Genomic DNA, 11784 nt, shown 5'->3' with positions numbered 1-11784 from the left:
GCACAGACCCTCCCCGCTATTGGCTCAGCACCGGCAAGATTTCGGGAGTGACCAGATCACGGATCCTCTCCCAGGGCACGGTGACCGGAACGAAGTCACCCGCGTCGTGCGATACCGGCACATAAAACCGCAACCCGGTCGGTACCGGTAGCCATTGCTCAAGTGGCCCATAGATACCGTCGCTCCGTAACCTCCCGGTCGAATCGAGCTCGGGCAAAACCTGCTTGAGGCGTTGCAGAGCCGCGTATTGCTGAGGGAACAGGTCGTCATAGGTGACGGGTTGCGCGGTGTCGGTATTGATCACGATGGTCGCGACCGACTCGGTGGGGTGCGCGCTGCCGGCGAACGACCGGTACAGCTGAACACCGGCCACCACGTGCGGTCCGATCATGGCGACGCGACTACTCTCCGCCTCGGGCCCGAGGTCTGTGATCGACACCTCCACCGTCTTCTCAGGTCCGAGCAGCCCGTCGATCAGGTCACGCAATGCGGTGCGCATACCGTCGTTGAATCGATCTCGCACGACGGGCATGCCGCCGGCGAGTTGCGGCAGGTGCACGTCGTAGGTGACGGCCCCCTCAACACCCTTGACCGCCTCCAACATCGGGGTATACCCAAATGCCGCAGGCACCACCGAAGAACTGGACGGCGTTGTCCTCGAAGAGGACTGAGCCGCGGTAGACGTCTGCTCGGACTGATCGACTGTGCGGCCGCAACCACCCGCGACCACACACAGCATCACCGCAACCGCGGCGGCGTCGGCCCGAGCCCTCACGTGGGTGCGTTAGCGGGCTGGAAAGTACCGCTCACATCTGCCTCTTCTTCGGCTCGAATCACATGCACGACGGCGTTGATCAAGGCCAGATGGGTGAATGCCTGCGGGAAGTTACCCAGGTGCCGTCCGGTGCGCGGGTCGATCTCCTCGGCGTATAACTGCAGTGGGCTGGCGAAGGACAGCAGCCGCTCGCAGAGGTGCCGTGCGCGGCGCACCTCGCCGATCTCGACGAGCGCCGACACCAACCAGAACGAACAGATGGTGAAGGTGCCTTCCTCGCCACTCAATCCGTCATCGGTCTCCTCCACCCGATAGCGCAGCACCAGACCGTCATGGGTCAGCTCATCGGCGATGGCCAGCACGGTGGCGCGAATCCGCGGATCGTCGGGCGGCAGGAAACGGTTGAGCACCGCGAGCAGCAGCGACGCATCCAAAGCCGTTGAACCGTAACGCTGCACCAGCACCCCGCGGCTGTCCACGCCGTGTTCGAGGATGTCGTCCTTGATCTCGTCGGCCACACCGCGCCACTGCTGGGCATAGCTCTTTTCGCCGTGCATCTCGGCGAGTTTGGCGCCGCGGTCCATCGCCACCCAGCACATGATCTTCGACGAGGTGAAGTGCTGTGGCTCTCCCCGCACCTCCCAGATGCCGCGGTCGGGCTCGCGCCAATGCCGCGCAGCCTCTTCGGCCTGATTCTTCAGGATCGGCCACAACGTCGCCGGAATCTGTTCCCTCGACTTGGCATGCACGTACACCGAATCGAGCATGGTTCCCCAGATGTCATGCTGGATCTGATCGAAGGCGCCGTTACCGATCCGCACCGGCCGCGCACCGTCGTACCCGGACAGATGCGGCAGCTCCCCTTCGGTCAATGTGCGTTCGCCACCGACTCCGTACATCACCTGCAACGGGTGTCTCTCCCCGTTGTTCGCACCCGATGCGTCGGCGATGAATGAGAAGAAGTCGTCAGCCTCGCGGTCCAGTCCCAGCGTGTACAGACCCCACAGTGCGAACGTCGAGTCCCGTACCCAGGAATACCGATAGTCCCAGTTACGCATTCCCCCAGGCGTTTCCGGAAGCGAGGTGGTGGACGCCGCCAGTAGCGCGCCGGTCGGCGAGTACGCCAGCCCCTTGAGAACCAACGCGCTGCTCTGTAGGTACGAGCGCCAGGGATGGTCGGGAAATTCGCCGATGTTGATCCACTGCCGCCAGGCTTCGGCGGTCTTCCACATCTTGTCGGAGGCCTCCGCATATGTCTGCGGGACAGGGTGTTTCGACCAGCTGAGCGCGACGAAGGCGCTGTCGCCCTCGGTGAGCCGAGTACGTGCCCGCGCTTCCCGCCCCTCTAGTCCAAGCCGAAGATTCGTGGTGAGCTTGAGTGTCGGATTGGCCTCGGGATTCTTGTCTGCCCGGGCTATCGCCTCACCGTATCCATCGCCGGAGTACTCCCAGGTGGCCCCGTCACGGTGGTAGTCGAAGGCGGGCTCGCAGTTCATCAGCACCTCGACGGTCCCGCTGACACAGCGCACAGTACGCAGCAGGATGTGCTCGGCATCCCAGTCCGTCGGGGTCCGCCGGTGTGTTTTCGACCGCGAATCGACGTCGTGCCAGGGCCCCAGCACCAACGCATCGCGGACGGTGAGCCATCCGGTCTTGGTCTGCCAGGTGGTTTCCACCATCAGGCTGCCCGGCAGATATCGCCGCGAGGCCGGGACGCTGTGTCCGTACGGGCCGATCCGGAAATGGCCTGCACTGCGGTCGAGGATGGCCCCGAAGATACTCGGCGAGTCCGGCCGTGGCACGCACATCCATTCCACCGACCCGTTGGAGGCAATCAGACAGGTGTTCTCCCAGTCCGAGAGGAATGCGTAGTCGGCAATCGGCGGGAAGGGGCCGCGACGCTGAGTGGGAGACTGACTGGAAATCAGTCCTTCTAACGACAGCTCGGGATCAAGGGACGACACCATCGGACCATCGTATGTGCGCCGCCGGGCACACCCCGGTTTATTTAGCGTCGGCGACGAAGGTAGATGCCGAGTCCGGCGAACAGAATCAGATTGAAGACCAAGAGCCCCACCAGGGCACCCGTCGAACTTCCACTACGCGGCCCCGCCGAGTAGATCAGCAGGTCGAGGCCGATCAGTACGGATGCGGCGATGACAACGACCCAGATCAGAGTGACCGGTTTCATATCGGCGCCTACCCCCGAGCCGTATTCAGCTCGGCGGCCAGGGTGACCATCAGTTCCGCCACCGGCAATGCGCGGGCACGGTGATGTTGGGTCCCGGCCCACAGCGACATCACATCCGGGTCGCCGCTTGCCCGTAGCTCCTTGGTCGCCGAGTTCAGCGCCGGGAAGCTCACCGGGGCAACCGATTCCATATCCCGCTGGAATGCATTGGAAATGCTGCGCGCCGGCCGACCGGAGAACACCCGTGTCACCACGGTTTCGGCGGGTTGCAGCAGCGCGTCTTTGTAAATCTGTTTGGCCCCCGACTCCTCAGTTACCACCAGTGCGGTACCCAGCTGGGCGGCCGCAGCCCCCGCGGCAAGCACCCGCGCGATATCGGCGCCGTCCATGATTCCGCCGGCGGCAACCAGCGGTAGTACGGTCACCCCCCGCACGCTCGCAATAAGGTCCGCCAGCGGTTCCTCGGGGGCGCTGGCATCGAAACTGCTGCGGTGCCCACCGGCCTCCGGACCCTGCACAATCAGCGCATCCGCGCCGATACCCTCGGCGATCGTGGCCTCGACGGCACTGGTCACGGTGATCCACACCTCGGATCCGGCATCGCGCAGCCTGTGCGCATCCGCGGCCGAAGGCACCCCAAAGGTGAACGACACCACGGGCACCGGATTGGCGATCAGATATTCGATCTTGTCGGCATAGGCATCGTCATGCCACACCGGGTCACCCGGTGCGACCTCAAGTTTGTCGGCCCAGATCTTCAGCTTGTCCAGATACTCGCCGAGGTCCGCACCCAGATCCGGGGTGGGCACGAACACGTTGAAACCGAAGGGAAGCTCACCCAACGCCTCGCGGTCTTGCTCCAGCTGCGCAACGGTCCGATACCCGGCGGGCATCAGGCCGAAGCCGCCTGCCGCACTTACACCTCGCGCCAGCGCGGCGGTGGTGATTCCCCCTGCCATCGGGGCACCGACCACTGGAAGACGAAGCCCGGCAAGCACGGTACTCATAGACCTCAGCGTATCGACGCGATGAGTTTTCGAACCACAGTGGGTCGGTATGTGTATGACAACTCCAACTGCCCACCCCAGCGTCGCGAGCCGCGAGGACTGGCTGGCGGCCCGGAAGAAGCTGCTTACCCGCGAACGGGAGGCCACGCATCTGCGCGATGCCGTGAACGCCGAACGCCGACGACTCCCCATGGTCAAGGTCGAGAACGACTATCTCTTCGAGGGTCCCGACGGGCCGGTGCGGCTCCTCGACATGTTCGAGGGACGACACACCCTGTACATCCATCACTTCATGTGGATCGACGAGATCGACCGCGGGTGTCCCAGCTGCACCGGGGCCGCCGAAATGACCTTCACCGAAAAGGACCGCAAGCTGTTGACCGACAAGGGCGTCACCTTCGCCTGCGTGTCCCGCGCACCGTATGCGAGCATCACGCGCTACCGGGACGAGCACGGGTGGACGTTCCCGTGGTACTCGACCAACGACGGCGATTTCAGTTACGACTTTCACGTCACGCTCGACCCGACACGTGCTCCGATCCAGTACAACTACAAGTCGCTCGACGAGCTGCACGCCGACGGTTTCAGCGACGAGGACCTACACGGTGATTGGCCGGGCGCCAGCATCTTCGTGCGGCGCGGTGATGAGGTGTTTCATACCTACTCGGCCTTCGCGCGCGGGCTGGACCATTCCGCGGTCGGGTATCCATTCCTGGATCTGACGCCGTATGGACGCCAGGAGCCGTGGGAGGACTCGCCCGCCGGCTGGCCGCAGGGCGGGGCCATCGTCGGTATGCCTAGTCAGGAGTGCGAGCACTGAGCCCGAGCGTGCGGATTCGGTCGGAATTCAGCGAGATCTCGACACCATCCGCACGCTCGACGGAACTACCGACCGGCGAACAGCCGACGGCTACTTCTTCGGCTTGTCCGCGGCCGACTCGGTGGAAAGCGCCGCCACGAAGGCCTCCTGCGGAACCTCGACCCGCCCGATGGTCTTCATGCGCTTCTTGCCCTCCTTCTGCTTCTCCAGCAGCTTGCGCTTACGGGTGATGTCACCGCCGTAGCACTTGGAGAGCACATCCTTGCGGATGGCCCGAATATTCTCGCGGGCAATAATTCTCGCCCCAATGGCGGCCTGTATCGGCACCTCGAACTGCTGGCGCGGGATGAGCTCCTTGAGCTTGCCGGTCATCTTGTTGCCGTAGGCCGCGGCGCTGTCCTTATGCACGATGGCACTGAAGGCATCGACAGCCTCTCCCTGCAACAGGATGTCGACCTTGACCAGATCGGCCTCCTGCTCGCCGGCCTCCTCATAGTCGAGGCTGGCGTAGCCGCGGGTGCGCGACTTCAACAAGTCGAAGAAGTCGAAGATGATCTCGCCCATCGGCATGGTGTAACGCAGCTCGACCCGCTCCGGGGACAGGTAGTCCATGCCGCCGAGCTCGCCGCGCCGCGCCTGGCACAGCTCCATGATCGACCCGATGAACTCGCTCGGCGAGATGATGGTGGTCTTGACCACCGGCTCGTACACCGAGCGGATCTTGCCTTCGGGCCAGATGGACGGGTTGGTCACCTGCGTATCGGTCCCGTCCTCGGTAACCAACCGGTACACCACGTTCGGTGCGGTCGAGATCAGCTCGAGGTCGAATTCACGCTCCAGCCGCTCGCGGGTGATCTCCATGTGCAGCAATCCCAGGAAGCCGCAACGGAATCCGAAGCCCAACGCCACCGAGGTCTCGGGCTCGTAGGTCAGCGCGGCGTCATTGAGCTGCAGCTTGTCCAGTGCCTCGCGCAGGTTCGGGTAGTCGGACCCGTCCATCGGGTACAGCCCGGAGTACACCATCGGCTTGGGTTCGCGATAGCCGGTGAGCGGCTCGGTCGCGCCCTTGCGCGCTGAGGTGACGGTGTCACCAACCTTGGATTGACGCACATCCTTCACCCCGGTGATCAGGTACCCCACCTCACCGACTCCTAGGCCCACAGAGGGTTTCGGATCCGGCGAGACGATGCCCACCTCCAGCAGCTCATGGGTGGCGCCCGTCGACATCATCGCGATCTTCTCGCGAGGGGTGATCTTGCCGTCGACCACACGGACGTAGGTGACGACGCCGCGGTAGATGTCGTACACCGAGTCGAAGATCATCGCACGCGCCGGGCCATCCGAATTGCCTTGCGGCGCTGGGATCAACCGCACCACCTCGTCGAGCAGCGCCTCGACTCCCTCGCCGGTCTTGCCGGAGACCCGCAGCACATCGGAGGGCTCGCAGCCGATGATGTGCGCGATCTCTTGCGCGTATCGGTCGGGGTCGGCGGCGGGTAAATCGATCTTGTTGAGGACCGGGATGATCGTCAGATTCTTGTCCAGCGCCAAGTACAGGTTGGCCAGCGTCTGCGCCTCGATACCCTGCGCGGCATCGACCAACAGCACCGCGCCCTCACACGCCTCCAGTGCGCGGGACACCTCATAGGTGAAGTCGACGTGCCCGGGTGTATCGATGAGATGCAGGACATACTCGGCGGAATCCGCTGCCGTGCTGATTTTCCAGGGCAGCCGAACGTTCTGCGCCTTGATCGTGATGCCACGCTCACGCTCGATGTCCATGCGATCCAGGTACTGGGCGCGCATGGACCGCGCATCGACCACACCGGTCAGCTGCAGCATCCGGTCAGCCAGCGTCGACTTCCCGTGGTCGATATGGGCGATGATGCAGAAGTTACGGATGCGCGCCGGGTCCGTGAACGTCGTGTCGGCAAAACTTGGCACCGCACCATGCTCCCATGCCAAGAGACCTGCTTCTTACACACGCGGGGGGCACCTCCCACTTGTGAGAGCCCCATCCCGCTACCGGTCAGTATGCTCGCACCATGGCGTCACAGTGGCAGACGCTCGGGCGGAGGCTCGGGAAGATCGCGGAAACAATCGTGTTCCGCGAAGGCCCGAAGGTGCTACGGCAACTACAGGGGTCGGAATTCGTCCAGCGCGGACTCCAACGCGGCCTAGAGGCGATCGGTGTCGTAGAGACCGAACAGCAGACCGCAATTCCCGGCCGGCCGGTAACCAACCGCAGTGTGCCCACGGCCCACCGGGCCCGTCGGATCGAATACATGCCCGACCTGGATGGCCGCGCCGATCCCGGGGAGATCGTGTGGACATGGGTGGTCTACGAGGACGACCCCAGCCAGGGGAAGGACCGTCCCGTGCTCGTGGTGGGACGAGACGGCGCGATACTCCTCGGCTTGATGCTGTCGAGCCAGGACCGTCATGAGGCCGACCCGGATTGGGTGGCGCTCGGCAGCGGAAGCTGGGACTACGACGGCCGACCCAGCTGGGTACGACTCGACCGAGTGCTGGACGTCCCCGAAGAGGGAATCCGGCGCGAGGGCGCGATTCTGGACGTGCAGCGATTCAACATCGTCGCGGCACGTCTGCGCACACACTTCTCCTGGAGCTGAACGCTCAACGGATCAGTGCGCCTCAGTGTTCTACAGAGTTGTGCACCGGCGACGGCGTGAACATGGCCTGATCGACGAACTGGGCGGTGTACTCGGCCAGTTCCTCCCGCTCCAGACGCAGCCGTCCGTCGAGCCAGGCAAGTACGGTGCCTGCGACTCCCGCAGCCAGGGCTTCGGCCTGAACCGCGGTGTAGTTCGGATCGGCATCCGGGTCGAACTCGGCACGGGCGGCACCGAGCATCAACGCCATGTAGTGCGTCAACCGCATGCGACGACGAGTGAGCCGCTGACTACCCATCGCCTCGGTGGCGATCACCCGAGCGCGCCGCGGGTCGGCGGTCAAGGCCGTCACCGCACCCACAACGCCGGCGTGCACCTGTGAGCGTGAGTCCTTCTCGGCCGTGGCCATCGCCGAACCTGCCGTGGCGATGCTGTCCTCGATGATCCAGTCGAAGACGGCGACGAGCAGCTCGTCGAGGCCGTCGAAGCACTCGTAGAAGTAACGGGTGTTCAGTCCGGCTGTCTTGCAAATCTCCCGAACCGTTGTCGCTGCCCAGCCTGAGCTGGCCATAACCTCGAGCCCCGCCTCAAGGAGGCGTCGCCTCCGCTCCGCGCGGCGCTCGTCTGCCGTTCGTCCGCCGTATAGCCCGGTAGCTTGTTTGGTCACCATGGTCTACGCATTATTACTCTTCTTGCCAGACACCTGTGCAATAACCCGCAAATTCCAGCGCGTTAGGCGAGTCGTGTGATTTCGACCACGACATCCAAATCCGTCGAGCCGCCCCCCGAATAGATGCCTTTGAGTGGACTCACGTCGGAATAGTCTCGACCGATGCCTATGGTGACGTACTGCTCGTTGATCTCGCTGTCGTTGGTGGGGTCGTAGTCCCACCAACCGCCCGCCCATCCCTGGATCCAGGCATGGCTTTGTCCATCGACCGTCTCGCCCACCACCGCGTCGCGCTTGGGGTGCAGATAACCCGACACATAGCGTGCGGGGATGCCCATGCTGCGCAGCAGCACCAGTGTTAGGTGTGCGTAGTCCTGGCAGACGCCCTTGCGTTCGCGGAGCGCATCCAGCGCCGACGAGTGCACACCGGTGGTCCCCGGTACGTAGTCGAGCTCCGAGTGCACCCATTTCGACGCCGCGACAATGGCCTCGGCGGGAGTGACGTCCTTCGAGATCTTCTTCCCCACCGCCTGAACTCTCTTGCTGTGCGGGACATATGCGCTGGGCGACAAGTATTCGTTAAATCGGTCGATCACCGCCGTGGTGTGCACCTCATCCCAGTCCACAGACTCCTCGAGCTTTTCGACGAGATCGGTCTCCACCACCGACAGACCCGTCACCTCCAGCTCGGTATGCGGCGCATGCAGGTCGAATGTCGTGACTGCAGTACCCCAGTAGTCGACATACCGATACGAGCGCGTGGGCGGGACTGTCTCCACGCGGTTGAGGATGACGTTCTGCCGACCGTCGCTACGCGGCGTCAACCGTGCCTCGTTGTAGGAGGCGGTCACCGGCGTCTTGTAGGCATAACCGGTGGCGTGGACGATGCGCACGCGCCACATCAGAGCTCCCCCTCCTCGATGGGTTCCAGATCTTGATCGTTACCGGCATCGCTCCACGCCACCCATGGCGCGGCGTGGAAGTACTGCAGCGCTACCGCCTCACCGAGATCTCGGCAGGTTTGTTGCAATCCGGCCAGCCGCGTCGGCAGATCCTCCAGCAGCACACCGGGACGCATGAACTCCAGCTCGCTGCGGGCGCGGCCCAGTAACCGTTGCGCCTCGGCACGCGCACCGACTCGGCTGTGCGGTCGGTGATCCAGCTCGTCCAGGCTCAGCTCGGCCTGCCGCAACGAATGGAACACCGATCGGGGGAACAACCGATCCAGCAGCATGAACTCGACAACCCGATTGGCATCCAGCACCCCGCGGTAGGTGCGCAGGTAGGTGTCGTGTGCGCCCGCGCTGCGCAGCAGCGTCACCCAGGCCGGCGAGGAGGCCCGGTCGCCGACACGCGAAAGCAGCAGCCGCACAGTCATATCCACGCGCTCAATGGACCTACCGAGCACCAGGAATCGGTAACCGTCATCACGGCTCAAGGTGGAGTCGGCCAACCCCGCGAACTGGGCGGCACGCCCCTCCACATAGGTGAAGAACTCGTGCGGGCCGAGCCTGCGGGCCGCCCGCTCACGATCCGCCAGCGCGTTGTAGGTGGTGTTGAGACACTCCCACATCTCGGTAGAAGTCACTTCGCGTGCGCCGCGGGCATTCTCGCGGGCTTCAGAGATGGAGTCGACGATCGACCCGCCCTGCACTCCCCGGCTGAACGCAACAAGCTCGGTGAGTGACCACACATCGAGCTCGATGTCCGGCGCATCGATGCCCAGCACCCGCAGCAGCACCCGGGAGGCGTGGTCGGGATCCACGCTGGCGTCCTCGAGCAGCTGATGCACCGTGATATCGAGGATGCGCGCGGTGTCATCGGCACGCTCGACGTACCGGCCGATCCAATAGAGCGACTCCGCGTTTCGCGCCAGCATTAGGACATCACCTGCTGCTGTTGTTGTTGCTGTTGCACCTGCAGCCCCGTGGTACCCGCCTCGGGGCCCTGTTCAACCTCCGTCGCCTGCGGCAGTTCGGGAACCACTTCAGCCCCCGAAAGCTCACGGTCGGCGACGGATGCCCGCGAGGCCAGCACCCAGGTGTCCTTGGAGCCGCCACCCTGGCTGGAGTTGACCACCAGCGACCCCTCCGGCAGCGCCACCCGGGTGAGGCCTCCAGGCAGCACCCACACGTCATCACCGTCGTTGACCGCGAACGGGCGCAGGTCCACGTGCCGGGGTACCAGTTGATCGCCGATCTTCGTGGGCACCGTGGACAGCTGGACCACCGGCTGTGCGACCCACCCGCGCGGATCGGCCCTGATCTTCTTGGCTATCGCGGCGCGTTCCTTCTCGGATGAATCCGGCCCGAACACGATGCCGTACCCGCCGGATCCCTCCACGGGCTTAATGACGAGCGCGTCGATGCGATCAAGCACTTCCTCGCGCTCCTCATCAAGCCAACATCGGTAGGTATCCACGTTCGCCACAATGGGTTTCTCTCCGAGGTAGTACTCGATGATCGTCGGCACATAGGTGTAAACGAGTTTGTCGTCCCCTACCCCATTGCCGACGGCGCTCGAAATGACGACGTTCCCGGCACGCGCGGCGTTGAGCAGCCCCGCGACGCCCAGCACCGAATCGGGCCGGAATTGCATGGGGTCCAGGTAGGTGTCGTCGATGCGGCGGTAGATGACATCCACCTGCAGCTCGCCTTCGGTGGTGCGCATGTAGACCTGGTTGTCGCGGCAGAACAGGTCTCGGCCTTCGACGAGCTCGACACCCATTTGGCGTGCCAGCAGCGAGTGTTCGAAGTACGCGGAGTTGGCCACACCCGGTGTGAGGACAACAACCGTCGGATCGGCCTCGTTGGTGGCCGCCGATTTGCGCAGGGCCCGCAGCAGATGCGAGGCGTAGTCGTCCACCGCGCGCACTCGGTGCGAGGTGAACAGGTCGGGGAACACGCGCGCCATGGTGCGGCGGTTCTCCATCACGTACGACACCCCGGACGGGGACCGCAGATTGTCCTCGAGCACCCGGAAGGTGCCCTGCGCATCGCGCACCAGGTCGATACCCGCGACATGGATGCGTACCCCGTTGGGCGGGTTGATCCCGACGGCCTCCCGGTGGAAGTGCTCACAGGAGGTGATCAAGGCACGTGGGATTACCCCGTCACGCAGGATCTCCTGGTCGCCGTAGATATCGGCGAGGTACATCTCGAGCGCCTTGACCCGCTGGGCGATACCCCGCTCCAGTCGCGACCACTCGGCGGCGGCGATGACTCGCGGCACCAGATCCAACGGAAACGGACGTTCCTGACCGGACAACGAGAAGGTGATGCCCTGATCGACGAATGCCCTGCCCAGCGCGTCGGCACGCGCGGCCAGGTCGGCGGCGTCGGTGGGCGCAAGCTCGGCGTAGATCCCCTTGTAGGGACCTCGCACGTTGCCCTCCGCGTCGAACATTTCGTCGAAGGCCTTGGAGTAGGCGCCCTTCTCCGACACCAGTGCGCGGTATCCGCCGAAGATCTGGTCATCGCGCCGGGTTAGCCGGGGAGATGACGCCGTACGTGTCGGCCGCCCCGAGTTCGGCATCACTGTTCGCGGGCTCACCACGAACATGCTGCACCAATTCGGCGCATTCGGCAGGGCGAGCGCGCGTATCGGCGATACTTGCTGGCAACCTGGTGGTCATCAGACCGTTGGCGGCATCCCTGCGGTTTCAGGTTCCGCCGGTGGCCTGGTAGTC

Annotated in this window: 11 protein-coding genes; 2 read left to right on the top strand and 9 right to left on the bottom strand. The window is 64.2% G+C overall.

Features of this window, described 5'->3' with window-relative positions:
• Positions 1-16: 16 nt before the first annotated feature.
• From MLB1_RS21055 to MLB1_RS21040, 4 genes are read right to left on the bottom strand one after another with little or no spacing between them, the layout of a single operon-like run.
• Positions 17-775 (bottom strand): hypothetical protein, encoded by a 759-nt coding sequence (locus MLB1_RS21055; RefSeq protein ID WP_371750674.1) that lies wholly within the window; start codon positions 773-775, stop codon positions 17-19.
• Positions 772-2742 carry a glycoside hydrolase family 15 protein gene (locus MLB1_RS21050; protein ID WP_180751784.1) on the bottom strand — a complete coding sequence of 657 codons (1971 nt, stop codon included), beginning with the start codon at positions 2740-2742 and terminating at the stop codon, positions 772-774. Before MLB1_RS21050 ends, MLB1_RS21055 begins: the two co-directional genes overlap by 4 nt.
• 41 nt (positions 2743-2783) lie before the next feature.
• On the bottom strand, positions 2784-2966 hold the full coding sequence (locus MLB1_RS21045; protein WP_180751783.1) for a hypothetical protein: 183 nt from the start codon (positions 2964-2966) through the stop codon (positions 2784-2786).
• 8 nt (positions 2967-2974) lie between these two features.
• Complete coding sequence (locus MLB1_RS21040; RefSeq protein ID WP_180751782.1) at positions 2975-3973, bottom strand: nitronate monooxygenase; 999 nt, start codon at positions 3971-3973, stop codon at positions 2975-2977.
• A gap of 55 nt (positions 3974-4028) precedes the next feature.
• On the opposite strand from MLB1_RS21040, the gene MLB1_RS21035 reads away from it, so the two are divergent.
• The gene (locus MLB1_RS21035) at positions 4029-4793 is read left to right on the top strand and encodes a DUF899 domain-containing protein (RefSeq protein WP_255486064.1); all 765 of its coding nucleotides are present in this window, start codon (positions 4029-4031) and stop codon (positions 4791-4793) included.
• A gap of 90 nt (positions 4794-4883) precedes the next feature.
• On the opposite strand, the gene lepA is transcribed toward MLB1_RS21035, so the two are convergent.
• A complete protein-coding gene (gene lepA, locus MLB1_RS21030; protein WP_180751780.1) occupies positions 4884-6737 on the bottom strand; it encodes a translation elongation factor 4 in 1854 nt (617 codons plus the stop codon).
• A 101-nt stretch (positions 6738-6838) separates the two neighbouring features.
• Here lepA and MLB1_RS21025 point away from each other — a divergent pair, with 101 nt between their 5' ends.
• Entirely contained in the window at positions 6839-7426 is a 588-nt protein-coding gene (locus MLB1_RS21025; RefSeq protein ID WP_180751779.1) for a type II toxin-antitoxin system PemK/MazF family toxin, read from the top strand.
• Between the two features lie 22 nt (positions 7427-7448).
• On the opposite strand, the gene MLB1_RS21020 is transcribed toward MLB1_RS21025, so the two are convergent.
• The 4 genes from MLB1_RS21020 to MLB1_RS21005 form a co-directional block, all read right to left on the bottom strand.
• The gene (locus MLB1_RS21020) at positions 7449-8096 is read right to left on the bottom strand and encodes a TetR/AcrR family transcriptional regulator (RefSeq protein WP_180751778.1); all 648 of its coding nucleotides are present in this window, start codon (positions 8094-8096) and stop codon (positions 7449-7451) included.
• Between the two features lie 62 nt (positions 8097-8158).
• On the bottom strand, positions 8159-8998 hold the full coding sequence (locus tag MLB1_RS21015; RefSeq protein WP_180751777.1) for a transglutaminase family protein: 840 nt from the start codon (positions 8996-8998) through the stop codon (positions 8159-8161).
• Entirely contained in the window at positions 8998-9975 is a 978-nt protein-coding gene (locus MLB1_RS21010) for an alpha-E domain-containing protein (RefSeq protein ID WP_180751776.1), read from the bottom strand. The genes MLB1_RS21015 and MLB1_RS21010 overlap by 1 nt, the downstream gene beginning before the upstream one ends.
• Positions 9975-11630 (bottom strand): circularly permuted type 2 ATP-grasp protein, encoded by a 1656-nt coding sequence (locus MLB1_RS21005; protein ID WP_180751922.1) that lies wholly within the window; start codon positions 11628-11630, stop codon positions 9975-9977. The genes MLB1_RS21010 and MLB1_RS21005 overlap by 1 nt, the downstream gene beginning before the upstream one ends.
• Between the last annotated feature and the right edge of the window lie 154 nt (positions 11631-11784).

Origin of the sequence: Mycobacteroides sp. LB1 (assembly GCF_013449725.1) — a bacterium.
Lineage (GTDB): Bacteria > Actinomycetota > Actinomycetes > Mycobacteriales > Mycobacteriaceae > Mycobacterium.
The sequence above is the reverse complement of the archived record's forward strand: the minus strand, read 5'-3'. Positions and strand labels throughout refer to the sequence as shown.